The organism is Nonomuraea sp. NPDC048901 (genome assembly GCF_040649695.1).
Taxonomy (GTDB): domain Bacteria; phylum Actinomycetota; class Actinomycetes; order Streptosporangiales; family Streptosporangiaceae; genus Nonomuraea.
Window position 1 is genome coordinate 203,498 of sequence record NZ_JBEZFW010000009.1, and the last position, 15,493, is coordinate 218,990.

The 15,493-nt window shown below is 72.4% G+C and carries 13 protein-coding genes; 9 read left to right on the forward strand and 4 right to left on the reverse strand.

Annotated elements, in window-relative coordinates:
* The first annotated feature begins 50 nt into the window (after positions 1-50).
* Both AB0C30_RS30785 and ligD read left to right on the forward strand, forming a co-directional pair.
* The gene (locus tag AB0C30_RS30785; protein WP_357951251.1) at positions 51-3,299 is read left to right on the forward strand and encodes a BTAD domain-containing putative transcriptional regulator; all 3,249 of its coding nucleotides are present in this window, start codon (positions 51-53) and stop codon (positions 3,297-3,299) included.
* A gap of 31 nt (positions 3,300-3,330) precedes the next feature.
* The gene (gene ligD / locus AB0C30_RS30790; protein WP_357951253.1) at positions 3,331-4,491 is read left to right on the forward strand and encodes a non-homologous end-joining DNA ligase; all 1,161 of its coding nucleotides are present in this window, start codon (positions 3,331-3,333) and stop codon (positions 4,489-4,491) included.
* A gap of 6 nt (positions 4,492-4,497) precedes the next feature.
* Here the strand turns inward: ligD and AB0C30_RS30795 are convergent, their stop codons facing one another.
* On the reverse strand, positions 4,498-5,397 hold the full coding sequence (locus AB0C30_RS30795; protein ID WP_357951255.1) for an NAD(P)H-binding protein: 900 nt from the start codon (positions 5,395-5,397) through the stop codon (positions 4,498-4,500).
* Between the two features lie 107 nt (positions 5,398-5,504).
* Here AB0C30_RS30795 and AB0C30_RS30800 point away from each other — a divergent pair, with 107 nt between their 5' ends.
* The gene (locus AB0C30_RS30800) at positions 5,505-7,271 is read left to right on the forward strand and encodes a thiamine pyrophosphate-binding protein (protein ID WP_357951257.1); all 1,767 of its coding nucleotides are present in this window, start codon (positions 5,505-5,507) and stop codon (positions 7,269-7,271) included.
* Positions 7,272-7,322: 51 nt separating this feature from the next.
* Here AB0C30_RS30800 and AB0C30_RS30805 read toward each other — a convergent pair whose 3' ends face one another.
* The 3 genes from AB0C30_RS30805 to AB0C30_RS30815 form a co-directional block, all read right to left on the reverse strand.
* Complete coding sequence (locus AB0C30_RS30805) at positions 7,323-8,183, reverse strand: PmoA family protein (protein WP_357951259.1); 861 nt, start codon at positions 8,181-8,183, stop codon at positions 7,323-7,325.
* The gene (locus tag AB0C30_RS30810; protein ID WP_357951261.1) at positions 8,180-9,262 is read right to left on the reverse strand and encodes a Gfo/Idh/MocA family oxidoreductase; all 1,083 of its coding nucleotides are present in this window, start codon (positions 9,260-9,262) and stop codon (positions 8,180-8,182) included. Before AB0C30_RS30810 ends, AB0C30_RS30805 begins: the two co-directional genes overlap by 4 nt.
* A 76-nt stretch (positions 9,263-9,338) precedes the next feature.
* Positions 9,339-10,088, reverse strand: coding sequence for an IclR family transcriptional regulator (locus tag AB0C30_RS30815; protein ID WP_357951262.1), 750 nt, complete (start codon positions 10,086-10,088; stop codon positions 9,339-9,341).
* Positions 10,089-10,168: 80 nt separating this feature from the next.
* On the opposite strand from AB0C30_RS30815, the gene AB0C30_RS30820 reads away from it, so the two are divergent.
* The 6 genes from AB0C30_RS30820 (at position 10,169) to AB0C30_RS30845 (ending at position 15,492) form a co-directional block, all read left to right on the forward strand.
* Complete coding sequence (locus AB0C30_RS30820) at positions 10,169-11,323, forward strand: 4-hydroxybenzoate 3-monooxygenase (RefSeq protein WP_357951263.1); 1,155 nt, start codon at positions 10,169-10,171, stop codon at positions 11,321-11,323.
* A gap of 19 nt (positions 11,324-11,342) precedes the next feature.
* Entirely contained in the window at positions 11,343-12,011 is a 669-nt protein-coding gene (pcaH, locus tag AB0C30_RS30825; protein WP_357951265.1) for a protocatechuate 3,4-dioxygenase subunit beta, read from the forward strand.
* A complete protein-coding gene (locus AB0C30_RS30830) occupies positions 12,008-12,532 on the forward strand; it encodes a protocatechuate 3,4-dioxygenase subunit alpha (protein ID WP_357951266.1) in 525 nt (174 codons plus the stop codon). The genes pcaH and AB0C30_RS30830 overlap by 4 nt, the downstream gene beginning before the upstream one ends.
* Positions 12,522-14,006 (forward strand): lyase family protein, encoded by a 1,485-nt coding sequence (locus AB0C30_RS30835; protein ID WP_357951268.1) that lies wholly within the window; start codon positions 12,522-12,524, stop codon positions 14,004-14,006. The genes AB0C30_RS30830 and AB0C30_RS30835 overlap by 11 nt, the downstream gene beginning before the upstream one ends.
* Before the next feature lie 8 nt (positions 14,007-14,014).
* The gene (gene pcaC / locus AB0C30_RS30840) at positions 14,015-15,157 is read left to right on the forward strand and encodes a 4-carboxymuconolactone decarboxylase (protein WP_357951610.1); all 1,143 of its coding nucleotides are present in this window, start codon (positions 14,015-14,017) and stop codon (positions 15,155-15,157) included.
* A gap of 92 nt (positions 15,158-15,249) precedes the next feature.
* The gene (locus tag AB0C30_RS30845; RefSeq protein ID WP_357951270.1) at positions 15,250-15,492 is read left to right on the forward strand and encodes a DUF6229 family protein; all 243 of its coding nucleotides are present in this window, start codon (positions 15,250-15,252) and stop codon (positions 15,490-15,492) included.
* Position 15,493: the final 1 nt, after the last annotated feature.

Below are 15,493 nucleotides of genomic sequence, written 5' to 3' on the forward strand. Positions count from 1 at the left end.
CAAGTGTGCGTTTTACCATTTGAGGGGGATTTGGGGTTGACTTGGGGTTTGTGGATGTCCGTCTGTTCGGCCGGCTTGAGGTCGACTCCGCCGATGGTGTTCGGCTCGATCTCGGCACGCGTAAGCAGCGGGCCGTGCTCGCCGTGCTGGCCCTCTCACCAGGGCGGGTGGTGCCGCTCGACCGGCTGATCGAGGAGCTGTGGGCCGGGGAGGCGCCGGCCAAGGCGACGGCGACCCTCCAGGCGTACGTCTCCCACCTGCGCCGCGTGCTGGAACCTGACAGGAAGCCGCGTACGCCGCCCCGCCTGCTGCTCACCCGCGAGCCCGGCTACCTGCTCGACATCGCGCCGGGACAGGTCGACGCGGGCCGCTTCACCGCGCTGGCCGAGGACGGGCGGCGGGTGCTGCGAGGCGGCAGGTACGCCGAGGCGCTGGAGGTGCTCGACCGGGGGCTCGGGCTGTGGCGGGGCGAGCTGCTGGGGGAGTTCGCCGACCTGGAGTTCGCGCGGCGGGCCGTACACCGGCTGGAGGAGCTGCGGCTGGGGGCGGCCGAGGACCGGTTCGAGGCGCGGCTGGCACTCGGCGAGGCCGGGCTGCCGGATCTGGAGGCGCTGGTCGAGGCCCATCCCTACCGGGAGCGGGCCTGGGCGCTGCTGGTGCTGGCGCTCTACCGGGCGGGCCGGCAGGCGGACGCGCTCGGGGCGCTGCGCCGGGTCCGGTCGCTGCTGGACGGCGAGCTGGGCATCGAGCCGGGGCCGGAGCTGAAGCGGCTGGAACAGGCGGTGTTCGACCAGTCGCCCGACCTGATGACCCTCACCGCACCCGGCCTCACCGCCCCGACCGCCTTCACCACGCCGACCGCCTTCACCGCCCAGACCGCCTTCACTACGCACACTGCCGCTCGAAGCGGTGCGTCGGCGGACGACTCGGTCAGCGGCCGAGGCACGGCCGGTCAGCGGCTGATCGCGCGGGACGGACAGTTGCACCTGGTCGAGGAGCTGCTGGCCGAGGCCCGCCGGGGGAGGGGCGGCCTGCTGCTGGTGACCGGCGAGGCGGGCATCGGCAAGACGAGCCTGGCGCGCGCCGCCGCCGAGGTGGCCGCCGCGCGCGGCTTCCAGACGGCCTGGGGACGCTGCCTGGACGGCGAGACGGCCCCGCCCTTCTGGCCCTGGACCCAGACCGGGCTGATCCCCGCGCAACCGCAGGCCGAGCTGTTCGACCTGTACGACGGCGTGGTGTCGCGGCTGCGCGGCGGCCCGCTCCTGCTGGTGCTGGAGGACGTGCACTGGGCCGACGTCTCGTCGCTGCGGCTGCTCGGCCACGTCGCCGGTGAGCTCGCCCGTACCTCCACACTCGTCCTGGTCACGCTCAGGCCCGAGCCCGGCGACCACCCCGAGCAGCTGCGCGAGACGCTGGGCGCGCTGGCGCGGGAGAGCCACCGGGTGCCGCTGGCCCCGTTCGACGCCGGCGAGGTGCTCGACTACCTGCGCCTGCGCCACGTGGACGCGGATCCGGTGGCGATGCTCGACCGCTCGGGCGGCAACCCGTTCTACCTGACCGAGCTGCTCCTGCTGCCGGAGAGCGAGCGGGACCTGGTCCCGGCCGGTGCCCGCGACGTCATCGACCGGCGGCTCGCCCGGCTGCCCGCCGCCACGCAGGACCTGCTCAGAGCCGCCGCGGTGGCCGGCCGCGAGGTGACCGTCGACCTGCTGGCCGCGCTCACCGAGCGGCCGGTCGAGGAGGTCATGACCCTCGCCGAGCCCGCCCTCGCCGTCGGCCTGCTGACCGAGGACGCGCGGCCCGCCGACTACCGCTTCTCGCACGCCCTGGTACGCCAGGCGCTGGACGCGGGCCTCACCCGGCTGGCCAGAGCCCGGCTGCACCTGAGGGCCGGTACGTACCTGGAGACCCTGCCCGGCGCCGACCCCGCCCAGCTCGCCGGCCACTTCGCCGCGGCCGCGAAGCTGGGCGGCGCCGAGCGGGCGGTGGCCTATGCCGTCGCCGCGGCTCGGGAAGCGGTGGCCCGTCACGGCTATACCGAGTCGGTCACGTTCTGGGAACTGGCGGTCGCGCACTTGCCGCCCGGCGACTCGGCCGATCGCTGCCACCTGCTGACCGAGCTCGGCCAGGCCCGACGTACCGTGGGCGACGCCGACGGCGCCATGCACGACCTGACGGAGGCGATCGCGGCGGCCAAGCGGCTCGGCGACCGCGACGCGCTGGTGACGGCGGTATCGGCGTTCGGCGGGCTGTCGGTGTGGAACTGGCGGCCGTACGGCGTGGTGGACGAGCAGATGGTGTCGGTCCTGGAGGACCTGCTGGCGGGCCCGCTCGACGACCACGCCAGGGCCACGCTGCTGGGCACGCTCGGCGTCGAACTCCACTACGGCCCGCGCCGCGCCGAGGGCGAACTACTCGCCGCGGACGCCGTGGAGCTGGCCCGCGCGCTGGGCGACCCGGCACTGCTGGCCAGGACGCTGAACAACTATCTGATCGCCGGGTTCGTCATGGGGAACAACCCCGCCCGGCTGCGCGCCGCCGACGAGATGCTGGCTATTCCAGGGCTGACCAGGGAGGCCCGGTTGGTGGCCGGCGGCCTGCGAATGTCCTGCCTGCTCCGCGCGGGGGACCTGGCCGAGTGGGAGCGCGAGCTCGCCCGCTGCGAGCGGGTCCTGGAGGAGGTACGCCGCCCCGAGCTGGAAGCCATGGTCCGGGTCGCGCAGACGGGCGGACACACCCTGCACGGCCGCTGGGCCGAGGCGGAGGCGCTGGTGGCCGACTTCCCGGACCTCAAGTACGGTGCCAGCCCGTGGGGCGCGGAGGCCCGCCGACTGGCCACGCTCTACACGTGCAGACGCGGCCAGGGCCGGGTGGCCGAGATCATCGACGACCTCATCGCCGCGAGCGACCTCCCGCAGATGACCCCGATGCGGCCGCTCGCCATCCTGGCCGCCCTCGACGTGGGCAAGGAGGAACTGGCCAGGGCGCTGATCGCGCGGTGGGGCACGGAGCTGCGGGACGACTGGTCGGGGGGTTTCCTGTTCCCGATCTGGGGCCTCATCGCCGCCCGGCTCGGCACACCTGACCCGGAGGAGCTGTACGAGCGGCTGCTGCCGGTAGCCGACCAGTTCATCGTCATGGGCATGGGCAGCGGTGCCTGGGGCTCGGTCCGCGACGTCCTCGCGGCGCTGGCCCTACGGCTGGGCCGTACCGGGGAGGCGGACGAGCACCGGCGGGTGGCGATCGCCACGTACCGGCGGCTCGGACTCGCCTTTTGGGAGGCGAGGAGCCGAGCCTGATCTGTCGGGGGCGCCACGTATCGTGACCCTCATGCCTGACATCGAGGTCGCAGGGCGTGAAGTCCGCGTCACCAATCCCGACAAGGTGGTGTTCCCCGCCAGCGGGCACACCAAGCTCGACCTGATCCGCTACTACCAGGCGGTCGGTGAGGGCGCGCTGCGCGGCGTCCGCGGGCGGCCGATGGTGCTCAAGCGGTTCGTGCACGGCATCGAGGAGGAGGCGTTCTTCCAGAAGCGCGCGCCCGCCAAGCGGCCCGACTGGATCCAGGTGGCCGAGCTCCGCTACCGCTCCGGGCGCAGCGCCGAGGAGGTCGTCGCGACGGAGACGGCCCACATCGTGTGGGCGGTCAACCTGGGGTGCGTCGACCTCAACCCGCACCCGGTGCTGGCCGCCGACCTGGCCCACCCCGACGAGCTGCGCATCGACCTCGATCCGGTGCCGGGCGTGCGCTGGGGCGACGTGCTGCGCACGGCGCAGGTCTCCCGCGAGGTGCTGGCCGACCACGGACTGACCGCCTGGCCGAAGACGTCGGGATCACGAGGTTTTCATGTGTACGCCCGCATCGAGCCGCGCTGGACCTTCGCCGAGGTGCGCCGGGCGGCCGAGGCGGTGGCCCGGGAGGTCGAGCGGCGCGCCCCCGAGGTGGCCACCAGCCGGTGGTGGAAGGAGCAGCGGCACGGCGTGTTCGTCGACTACAACCAGAACGCCTATGACCGTACGGTCGCCTCCGCCTACTCGGTCAGACCGGTCGCCGACGCCCGCGTCTCCACGCCGCTGACCTGGGACGAGGTGCCGGGCTGCCGGCCGGGCGACCACACGATCGACACGGTCCCCAAGAGGTTCGCCGAGCTGGGCGACCCGTGGGCGGACATGGACCTGCACGCGGGCGGCCTGGAGTCGTTGCTGGAGCTGGCCGAGTCGCAGGGGCCCGCCCCCGAGCGCGAGGATCTTCCCGTCGTCGAGATCGCCAGGGCGCAGCACAAGGACGAGGCGCTGGCGGGGTTCGAGCGGTGGAAGGCCAGGCACACCGAGGTGGCCGGCCACCTCCAGCCCGCCGATGTGCTCGTCGATGGCATGCGTGGGCGCAGCAGCGTGTGGTACCGCATCCGGGTCAACCTCCAGCACGTCCCTGAGGCCCAGCGACCCGCCCAGGAGCCGCTGGAGGTCGACTACGACCCCTGGACCATTTAAGGCGGGTCAGGCGCGGGTCGGGCGCTCGTAGCCGTCGTCTCCGCCGTAGACGTGCGCGTTCGGGTCGAGGTCCGGCTGGGTGGCCGGGCTGGTCGGCGAGGCGGTGTGCTCGACGGCGAAGTCGTCCGACGGCTCGGGCGGTGCGGGGAAGAGGTGGTCGTGCCAGGTGATCCGCCCCAGTGGCGTGGCGTCCGTGGTGTGCCAGCCGGCCCGCTGGGCGGCCCACCTGCCGCCTGGATAGCGCACCGGCAGTAGCAGACGGCGCAGCCTCTTGGCCTGCAGCCAGAGTCTGACCACCGCGTCCATGCCGATCACCTCGGGCCCGCCATATTCGATCACGCCCCGCTCGGGACCGGCGGCGACCAAATCGGTCAGATACCCGGCGACCTCGGAGCGGTCCACCGGCTGCCAGGGGAGCGTGCGGTCCACCGGGATCGCGGGGTAGGAGGCGGTCAGCTCCCGGAGCAGCTGGTCGAGGTGCTGGTGGAAGGTGGTGGAGCGGAGGATCGTCCAGCCGATCCCGCTCTCCCTGATCAGCCGCTCGGCTTCGAGCTTGTCCTCGAGATACCCGGTCGCGGCCTGGTCGGCGCCGACGATCGAGGTGAACACCAGGTGAGGCACCCCGGCCTCCCTGGCCGCGTCGAGCAGCACCGCGGTGCCCGCGACGTCGACGGAGCCGGCCCGGTGCCCCTTGCGGGCGAAGGTGGCGAGATGGATGATCGCGTCGACGTCCCGCACGGCGCTGTAGACGCCTTTGCCCCCAGTCAGGTCACCCCATACCCATTCGACGTCCCGGCCCGAGTGCGCCTGGCGGCTCAACGCTCGCACCGTGTGACCCGTCCTGAGGAGTGTGGGCACCACGGCCTTGCCCAGCGTGCCGGTTGCCCCCGTGACCAGAATGTGCATTCCCCGCCCCTACCCGCAGCCTGGGAATTCTCCCGAAATGACACCGAAATTCAGCGCATGCTTGGTCAAAGGGTCTGCCTACCCCGGTCGGGGGTAGGGCCGGGGTCATGGCACGTATAGCAGCGGAATCCCTGGTAGAGCGGCTCGCCGAGTGGGGCGTCGACACCGTCTTCGGCATGCCGGGCGACGGCATCAACGGCATCATGGAGGGCCTGCGACGCCATCGCGACAAGGTGCGCTTCGTCCTGGTCCACCACGAGGAGGCCGCCGCCTTCATGGCCACGGGCTACGCCAAGGCGACGGGAAAGATCGGCGTCTGCCTGGCCACCTCGGGCCCCGGCGGCATCCACCTGCTCAACGGGCTCTATGACGCCAAGCTCGACCACGCTCCCGTGCTGGCCATCACCGGGATGCAGGAGAGCTCCGTGCTGGGCACCGCCTACCAGCAGGAGGTGCAGCTGGATCGGCTGTACGCGGACGTGGCCGAGTACAACATGATGATCACCAATCCGGCCCAGCTGCCGGCGCTGGTGGACGTGGCGATCCGCACCGCGTACGCGCGGCGCGGGGTCGCCCACCTCACGTTGCCCAACGACCTGCAGGTGGCCGACGCGGACGCCGACCCCTGGCAGCACGTGGCGCCCGCCAGGACCCCGCAGACGGCGCCCGTCTACTTGGCGCCCGCCGGGATCCCCCGCCAGGAGGACATCCAGCTGGCGGCCGAGGTGCTCAACACGGCCGAACGGCCCGCCATCCTGGTCGGGGCGGGCGCGCTGCACGCCAGGGACGAGGTGCTGGCGGTCGCCGAGACGCTCGGCGCGCCAGTGGTCAAGACGCTGCCCGGCAAGGCGGTGGTCCCCGACGAATCGCCGTACACGACGGGCGGGATCGGGCTGCTCGGCACCCGCCCCAGCGAGGACCTGATGGAGGAGGCCGACGTCCTGCTCATGGTGGGCACCAACTTCCCCTACTCCAAGTTCCTGCCGGAGCCGGGAGGGACGCGGGTCGTGCAGCTGGAGGCCGACCCCGCCAGGGCCGGGGCGCGGATCGCCACCGACGTGCCGGTCGTGTGCGACGCCAAGGAGGGACTGCGTGCCCTCCTGCCGCTGCTCTCCGCCCGCGACGGGAACTCCCATCTGGCGAAATATCAGAAGAAAATGGTCAAGTGGCGTGCGGACATGGACGCGCAGGAGAACGCCGACCGCGACCCCATCGCGCCCCAGTACGTGGTGTCGGTCCTCGACGACTTGGCCGCCGACGACGCCATCATGACCTGCGACAGCGGCACGATCGCCACCTGGGCCGCCCGGCACTGGACGATCCGCGGCGGGCGCGCGTTCTACCTGTCGGGCAACCTGGCCTCGATGGCGCCCGGCCTGCCGTACGCGAACGCCATGCAGCACGCCTACCCGGGCCGGCAGGTGATCGCGTACGTCGGCGACGGCGGGTTCGCCATGCTCATGGCCGAATTCCTCACCGCCGCCCAGCAGCGGCTGCCGGTCAAGGTCGTCATCAACAACAACCGCTCGCTCGGCCAGATCCTGTGGGAGCAGATGGTCCTCGGCTACCCCGAGCACGGCGTGCGCTTCCCCGAGCCGGCGGGCGACTTCGCCGGCTGGGCCCGGGGTTGCGGCGGGTTCGGGGCCAAGGTCACCAAGGCGGGCGACCTCGTGTCCGCGGTCCAGGAGGCGCTGGCCTACGACGGGCCCGCGCTGGTGGACGTGGAGGTGAACCCGAACGAGCCGCCGCTGCCCGCCAAGGTCTCCTACGACCAGGCCAAGAGCTTCGCCCAGGCGTTCATCAAGGGCCAGCCGCACCGGGCCGCCATCGCCACCACCCTGTTCAAGGACCGGATCCAGCGGCTCGGCGACTAGCCAGGCGCCCGGTGATCAGCCGCCTGCGCCGCGCGGGCAGCGGCTCGCCGACTAGTCGGCGGCTCGGCGCTTGGCCAGGTGCTCCTCGATCCGCTCGGTGCCCCACCAGCCGGTCGCCAGCACGATCCGGTAGCGGCGGGCGATCGTCTGGCCGCGCGCCAGCTCGAACTCCTGGTGGAAGGCCCATGAGGGGTTGACGGCGGCGAACGGGCCACTGCGCACGAACCAGTGCGACTCCGGCCCCGGCTCCGGTACGAAGATCAGCGTGGACGACCGGTCCACCTCGTCGTGCCGCCCCTGGAAGGCCAGCCAGCGGGCCCGCTGCCCCATCATCTCCTCGCCGCCCATCCCGTCGGGGCCGAGCACCTCGCCGCCGGTGAACGAGCGCGGGCCGCGCCAGAACAGGCCGCTGTATCCGGCGAGCGGGCGGCCGTGCGTGGTGGGGCTGCCGAAACGCAGCGGCTCCTCGCGCAGGCCGGTGAGGGTCGTGTGCCAGACCAGCTCCCAGGAGCCGTTCGCCGGGTCGACCGCCTCGACGGTGAGCTCGCGCCGCTCCTCCACCCAGGGCTCGCCGCGCGAGCTGCGCCAGGTCAGCTGCCCCGACAGGCCGTCTTCGCGTACGTCGAGGGTGTCGTGGCGCATCGTGCCGTTGTTGTCCAGGTCGATGTAGCGCTTCTCCTCGCGGACGAAGGTGCCGCCGCCCCAGAAGTTCTGGCCGGACACGTGCGAGGCGGTCAGCTGCAGGCCCTTGTGCCAGCGGTGGTCGTGCGGCCGGTAGGAGGTCACCACGTCACCGGCCAGCGTACGCATCGGGTGGATGTACGGCTTGGGCGCCTCGAACGGCTGCGGGTCGGGCTCGTGGACGTAGCGCATCAGCTCCACGCCGTGCGCCTCGAAGACGATCGCGCTCATGAGGGGCTCCATCCGGGGGTGTCGCCGTGCAGGCTGCGGTAGAAGGGATCGCCGGGGCCCACCTCGCCCGCGTGTACCGTACCGCCGGTCAGCGCCGCCTTGTACATGGCGGTGATCAGCTCCAGCGACCGGCGTCCGTCCCGCCCGCTGGCCCGGGGCCGCCGGCCCGCGCGCAGGTCCGTCACCAGGGCCCGCAGCTGCTTCAGGTGGGAGGTGGGCTCGTCCTCGGCGGGCGGCCACTCGATCTGGCCGGCGTGCTCGGCCGGGGTGCAGGTCCAGTCGTCGTTGGCGTAGCCGTACAGGTGGGTCAGCTCCAGCGTGGCATCGGCGAGGTCGATGCGTATGTGGCTGACCTGCCGTGGCGACAGCACGCTGTTGACCACCGTGGCCAGGGCGCCGGACTCGAAGCGGACCAGCGCGGTCGTGACGTCGTCGGTCTCGACGTCACGCGCCAGCCTGGCCGCCATGGCGCGTACCTCGCTCCACTCGCCCAGCAGCTCCAGCAGCAGGTCGAGCTGGTGGATGCCGTGGCCCATCGCCGGGCCGCCGCCCTCGGTCTCCCAGCGCCCGCGCCACGGCACCGCGTAGTAGGCGTCGTCGCGGTACCAGGTGGTCTGGCAGTGCGCGACGTACGGGGTGCCGAGCGCGCCCTTCTCGATCAGCCGCCGCAGGTGCTGCGCGCCGGAGCCGAACCGCTGCTGGAACACGATCGCCGCGTACGGCCCGCCCTCCTGCTCGGCCGCGACCATGGCGTCGTACTCGGCCAGCGACAGGCACGGCGGTTTCTCGCACCACACCCACGCGCCCGCGCGCAGCGCGGCGGCCACCTGGGCGGCGTGCAGGGAGGGCGGGCTGCAGACGTCGACCAGGTCGGGGCGTACCTCGGCGAGCATGCCTTCGAGGTCGTCCGAGGCGTACGGCACGCCGAACCGGTCGGCGAACGCCTGGGCCAGCTCGGCGGTCGCGTCCACGACGGCGACCACCTCGATGTCGTCAGACAACTCCTGGAAGGCGGGCATGTGCGCGAAGCTCGCGATCGCGCCGCCGCCGACGATGGCGACGCGCAGGGGGGACGGCACGGGCGACCTCCTTTGGAGACCTTTGGAAAGCGCTTACCGGAGCACGTTATGGCCCACGGGCAGTTCTGGGCAAGGGCTACGGCGTGGCGGCGCACGCTCTGGCGATACCGTTCGCGGCGGTCAGCAGGGGCTCGACCAGCCGGGGGAGCTCGCGGGCGCGCCTGGAGGACAGCACGATGCCGAGCGCGGCGATGGCCCGGCCGTCGACGAGGACCGGGGCCGCGGCCGAGCAGGAGCCGAGCGTCATCTCCTCGTACGTCAGCGCGTACCCCTGGGCGCGTACGGTGGCCAGCTCGCGTGCCAGCCGCCCCGGCTCGGTGATCGTGTGCGGGGTCGGCCGTTCGAGTACGCGGTCCAGGTACGACCGGACGAACCACTCGGGCTCGTAGGCGAGCAGGGCCTTGCCGACGCCAGTCGGATGCATGGGCAGCCGCCCGCCCGTCCTGGACACGATCGGCACGGCCCGCCGCCCGGCCACCTTGTCCACGTACAGGACCTCCAGGCCGTCTCGGACGGCCAGGTGCACGTTCTCGCCGGTGCTCGCGAACAGCTCCTGCAGCCACGGATGGGCCAGGTCCTGGAGCTTGGCGGGCGCGAGCTGGCCGAGCTCCCACAGCCGCAGCCCGATGCGGAGCCGGCCGTCGGGCGCGCGGCTCAGCGCCTGCCACTCCTCCAGCTCGCCGACCAGCCGGTGCACCGTGCTCAGCGGTACGCCGCTGCGCCTGGCCAGGTCGGTCAGCGTGAGCTGCGGGTGCCCGGAGTCGAACGCGCCCAGGATGGCGAGCACCTTGGAGGTCACCGTGCGCCCCTGGGATCCCCCTGACATACCGCAAATCCTGCACAATTCTTCCGCTCAGTGGAAGAGGCAGCTCGAACAATCGACCGCCGAAGCAGGATGCTTCCCTCATGCGCACTCAGGTAGGGATCATCGGGGCGGGGCCCGCCGGTCTGCTGCTGTCCCACCTGCTCCACCTGCGCGGCATCTCCTCCGTGGTGCTGGAGAAGCGCGGTCGCGCGTACGTGGAGCGCCGTGTGCGCGCCGGCGTGCTGGAGCAGGGGACGGTGGACACGCTGGTCGAGGCGGGCGTCGGCGCGCGGCTGCTGCGCGAGGGCCTGCCGCACCGGGGCATCGAGCTCAGGTACGGCGGGCAGGGCCACCGCATCGCCTTCGAGAAGCTGGTGCCCGGCCGGTCCATCACCGTGTACGGCCAGCAGGAGGTGGTCAAGGACCTGATCGCCGCCAGGCTGGAGGCGGGCGGCGACGTTCGGTTCGAGATCGAGGACGTGGCCGTGCATTCGCTGGAGGCCGAGCCGTACCTGACGTTCGGCGGCGAACGGCTCGACTGCGACGTGATCGCCGGTTGCGACGGCTTCCACGGCGTGTCCAGGCCGTCCATCCCGCCGGGCGTTCTGCGGCTGTTCGAGCGGGACTATCCCTTCGCCTGGCTCGGCATCCTGGCCCGGGTGGCGCCCTCGTCCGATGAGCTCATCTACGCCAGGACCGAACGCGGCTTCGCCTTGCACAGCATGCGCTCGCCCACGGTCAGCCGCTTCTACCTGCAGGTTCCGCCCGACGCCACCGTGGCGGAATGGCCGGACGATCGGATCTGGGCCGAGCTGAAGGCGCGGCTGGAGACCGTACCCGGCTTCGTCCTGGACACCGGCGAGATCTTCGACAAGGGCGTCACGCCGATGCGGGCCTTCGTCGCCGAGCCCATGCAGTACGGCCGCCTCTACCTCGCCGGCGACGCCGCCCACATCGTGCCGCCCACCGGCGCGAAGGGGCTGAACCTCGCTGTGGCCGACGTACGCGTCCTGACCGAGGCGCTGGACCGGTTCTTCTCCACCGGCTCGGCCGACCTGCTCGACGCCTACTCCGAGTCCTGCCTGAAGCGGGTCTGGCGGGCCCAGCACTTCTCCTGGTGGATGACGACCCTGCTGCACACGTTCGACTCCGATGACGACTACGGGCGGCGGCTGCAGCTGTCCTACCTGGACTACGTGACCTCCTCCGAGGCGGCCGCCACGACGCTGGCGGAGAACTACGTGGCGCTTCCATGATCAACTTTGAAGGGCGGCCATGACCCATCCTCCTTACCTGAGCCCCGGCTACCGCAGCACGATCCTGCGCGCGCCCGCGCGGCCACCGGTGGCGTTCAGGAGCGATCCCGACGCGATCGAGCTGACCGGCCCGGTCTTCGGCCACGACGAGGTCGGCGCGCTCGACTCCGACCTGACCAGACAGCACGCCGGGGAGCCGCTCGGCGAGCGCATCTCCGTCACGGGCCGCATCCTGGACTCCGCCGGAAAACCGGTCCGCGGCACGCTGGTGGAGCTCTGGCAGGCCAACGCCGCCGGCCGGTACGCCCACGAACGCGACCAGCACCCCGCCCCCCTCGACCCGAACTTCACCGGCGCCGGCCGCTGCCTCACCGACGAGGACGGCCGCTACCGGTTCGTCACGATCAAGCCCGGCGCCTACCCCTGGCGCAACCACCACAACGCGTGGCGGCCGGCGCACCTGCACTTCTCCGTGTTCGGGCGGGCCTTCACCGAGCGGCTCGTCACGCAGATGTACTTCCCCGGCGACCCGCTGATGCCCTTCGACCCGATCCTCCAGTCGATCCCCGACGAACCGGCCAGGCAACGGCTCGTCTCGGCCTTCTCCATGGACCTGACCGAGCCCGAATGGTCGCTGGGCTACTCCTTCGACATCGTGCTGGGCCGAACCCCGATGGAGTCGTCATGAACCTCACGCCCTCCCAGGAGGGAGCCTTCATGAAGCTCACGCCCTCGCAGACCGTGGGGCCGTTCTTCAGCCATGCGCTGCCGTACCCACACGACTGGGAGCTGGTGCCTCCCGGACACGCGGGCGCGATCATGCTGACCGGCCGCGTCCTGGACGGCGCCGGTGAGCCGGTGCCGGACGCGCTGCTGGAACTCTGGCTGGGCCGCACCGGCGACCGCGGCGCGCTGCTGCGGGGGGACGGCGAGGTGTCCGGCTTCGGGCGTTGCGCTACGGACCCGGATGGTTCGTTTCGCTTCCGTACGGCGCGGCCTGAGGGGGCGTACCTGTCGTTGCAGGTGTTCGCGCGGGGGTTGCTGCGGTCGTTGCTGACCCGCGTCTACCTGGAGGATCTGCCTGATCCGCTGCTGGACGGCTTGGAGCCGGAACGGCGGGGGACACTGATCGCGACGGGGTCGGGGGACCGGTACCGGTTCGACGTGCGGCTCCAGGGGGATGGGGAGACGGTGTTCCTTGACTTCTGACGGGACTGCCGGCGGGGCTGCTGCGGACAGCGGGCTGCTGGCGCCGGTGCGGGCGGGCACCCGGGTGGAGGCGGTGACGTCGGACGCGGCCTGGCTGCGCGCCATGCTGGACGCCGAGGCGGCGCTGGCCCGTGCGCAGGGGCGCGCCGGGCTGATCCCCGGTGCGGCGGCCGCCCTGATCGACCGGGTGGCCTCGGGGTTCACGGCGGACCTACCGGACCTCGCCCAGCGAGCCAGACAGGCCGCCAACCCCGTCGTCCCCTTGGTCGCCGACCTGCGCAAAGCCGTCAGCGCAGCCGGGGCCTCCGAAACTGCCGTCACCGCCGCCGAAACCAGCACCTCCTCCGAAGCCCCCGCCTCCTCCGGGAGCGTCGGGGCGGCGGTGTTCGTCCACCGGGGAGCCACCAGCCAGGACATCTGTGACACGGCCGCGATGCTGGTCGCCGCGCGTGCCATCAGCCTGATCGTGGCGGATCTGGACGCGGCCATGGACGTGCTCGCCGGGCTGGCGGAGCGGCATCGCGACACGCTGATGGCGGCTCGCACACTGGGCCAGCAGGCGGTCCCGACGACGTTCGGGCTCAAGGCGGCGGGCTGGCTGACCGGCCTCCTGCATGCCCGCGACCGACTGAGCGCGCTACGCCTGCCCGCCCAGCTCGGCGGCGCGGCGGGCACTCTAGCCGCCCTCGTCGAAGGCGCCCGCACCGAACCAGGCCGCGCCGCCGATGCTGAGCCCGGTGGTGGCGAGAGTGCGCAGGTGCGGGTGCTTCGGTTGGTCGAGCTGTATGCCGAGGAGCTCGGGCTGGTCGCTCCGCTCGCGCCGTGGCATGCCGAGCGGTCCGTGGTCGGCGAGCTGGGCGCGGCCCTGGCCGGTGCGGCGGGCGCGCTCGGCAAGGTGGCGACCGACGTGATCCTCATGGCCCAGACCGAGGTCGGCGAGGTGGCCGAGTCGTCCCGGGGCAACTCCTCGGCCATGCCGCAGAAGCGCAACCCGGCCCTGTCGGTGCTGATCCGGTCGGCGGCGCTCCAGGTGCCCGCGTACGCCCAACTGCTGGGACAGGCGGGGGAGCACGAGCGGGCCGCGGGCGCCTGGCAGGCGGAGTGGTCGCCGCTGCGCGAATGCCTCCGCCTGACCGGCGGCGCCGCGGAGACGGCCGCCGAGCTGGTCGCCGGGCTCCAGGTGTTCCCGGACAGGATGCGGGACAACGCCTGTCTGACCGGCGGGCGCATCGTGTCGGAACGGCTCGCGGTCCACCTCGGCCGCGACGCGCTCGACGAGGCGCTGAGCCGTCCGGGCCCGCTGGAGGGACCCGAGGAACTGCTCGACCCCGAGGGCTACCTGGGCGCCGCGCCGGAACTCGTCGATCGCCTCCTGGCCGACTACCGCGAGCGTCGCGTCCCCTCCGACTACCGCAAGCGCAGCGTCCCGGGCGAACACCGCGAGCGCCGCGTCCCGGACGACTACCGGAAGTGATCGTGAGCATGAAGCTGCATCACCGCGTCGACGGGCCCGCCGGAGCGCCGTTGCTGGTTCTCGGGCCGTCGCTCGGCACCACGCTCGACATCTGGCACCCGCAGCTGAGCGCGCTCACCCAGTCGTGGCGAGTGCTCCGGTACGACCTGCCGGGCCATGGCGGCTCGGCCCCCGCCACCTCCGGCCTGACGATCGACGACCTGGCGCGGGCCGTACTGGACCTGGTGGACGAGACGGAGGACGCGGAGGACGGAGAGTTCGCGGTCGGCGGCATCTCCCTCGGCGGCGCGATCGCCACCGCGATCGCGGCCGGTCGGCAGCGGGCCGGTCGGCGGGGGCGGGTGCGGAGTCTGGTGCTGTGCTGTACGTCGGCGCGGTTCGGGGAGCCGGGTCCGTGGCTGGAGCGGGCGGCGCTGGTACGTGCCTCCGGCGTGACCCAGCTCGCCCCGGTGCTGGCGGCCCGCTGGTTCACCGCCGGCTACGACGGCCGCTGGGTGACGGACATGCTGGAACGCGTGGACGCCGAATCGTACGCGGCCTGCTGCACCGCCATCGCGTCCTGCGACCTGACCGGACGCCTGGCCGCCATCACCGCCCCCACGCTGATCGTCGCGGGGGCCGACGACCCGGCCACGCCCTTGGACCAGGCTCTCACGCTGGCTCAAGGCATCCCCGGGGCGCTCTTGCGCGTGGTGCCCGGCGCGGCCCACCTGGCGAGTGTGGAGCGGGCCGACACCGTCACATCCGCGATCGTCGGCCATCTGGGCGGTCACTCCGGTCACGCGGCCGGGATGCGTACCAGGCGTGAGGTGCTCGGCGACGCCCACGTGGACCGGGCCGTCGCCGCCACCACCGGCTTCACCCGCGACTTCCAGCACCTCATCACCCGCTACGCCTGGGACGAGATCTGGAACCGGCCCGGCCTCGACCGCCGTACCCGCAGCTGTGTCACCCTGACCGCGCTGGTCGCCCGCGGCCACCTGGACGAGCTGGCCATGCACGTGCGCGCGGCCCTGCGCAACGGCCTGACCCCCGACGAGATCGGCGAGGTGCTCCTGCAGACGGCGATCTACTGCGGGGTCCCGGCCGCCAACGCCGCCTTCGCCGTCGCCCAGCGCGTCCTGGCGGACGTCCAGGCAGAAGAAGACTGATCCCACGCTCGATGTCCCGGCTGCAACGGATTTGCAACGTCGGTTGGCAGCATCTTGAGCGGATTGTTCGGCTCAAGGAAGGGACCGATCTCATGCCCAAATTGACCCCGGAGCAGGCCGACCGGATCGTGGCCGGCTGGCGGAGCGGCACGCAGCTCGTCGAAGGATGGGACAACCCGGCGGGCCCGCTGTTCGCCAGCGGTGAGTACGCGGAAGCGGACATCACCCTCGAATCCATCCTCGCCGCGTCGGGCTGCAACCCGCCTCCCCCTCCGCTCACCGAGGGCGGCTGCGGCACCGCCTGCAGCGCCTCCGCCGGGCGCTTGTGCTGCTGAC

Excerpts from the sequence above, each read along its gene's own strand:
- pcaH (WP_357951265.1), top strand. The coding sequence starts at position 11,343 with ATGACCCATCCTCCTTACCTGAGCCCCGGCTACCGCAGCACGATCCTG.
- AB0C30_RS30845 (WP_357951270.1), top strand. The coding sequence starts at position 15,250 with ATGCCCAAATTGACCCCGGAGCAGGCCGACCGGATCGTGGCCGGCTGG.
- ligD (WP_357951253.1), top strand. The coding sequence starts at position 3,331 with ATGCCTGACATCGAGGTCGCAGGGCGTGAAGTCCGCGTCACCAATCCC.
- AB0C30_RS30820 (WP_357951263.1), top strand. The coding sequence starts at position 10,169 with ATGCGCACTCAGGTAGGGATCATCGGGGCGGGGCCCGCCGGTCTGCTG.
- pcaC (WP_357951610.1), top strand. The coding sequence starts at position 14,015 with ATGAAGCTGCATCACCGCGTCGACGGGCCCGCCGGAGCGCCGTTGCTG.
- AB0C30_RS30805 (WP_357951259.1), bottom strand. The coding sequence starts at position 8,183 with ATGAGCGCGATCGTCTTCGAGGCGCACGGCGTGGAGCTGATGCGCTAC.
- AB0C30_RS30830 (WP_357951266.1), top strand. The coding sequence starts at position 12,008 with ATGAACCTCACGCCCTCCCAGGAGGGAGCCTTCATGAAGCTCACGCCC.
- AB0C30_RS30815 (WP_357951262.1), bottom strand. The coding sequence starts at position 10,088 with ATGTCAGGGGGATCCCAGGGGCGCACGGTGACCTCCAAGGTGCTCGCC.
- AB0C30_RS30795 (WP_357951255.1), bottom strand. The coding sequence starts at position 5,397 with ATGCACATTCTGGTCACGGGGGCAACCGGCACGCTGGGCAAGGCCGTG.
- AB0C30_RS30800 (WP_357951257.1), top strand. The coding sequence starts at position 5,505 with ATGGCACGTATAGCAGCGGAATCCCTGGTAGAGCGGCTCGCCGAGTGG.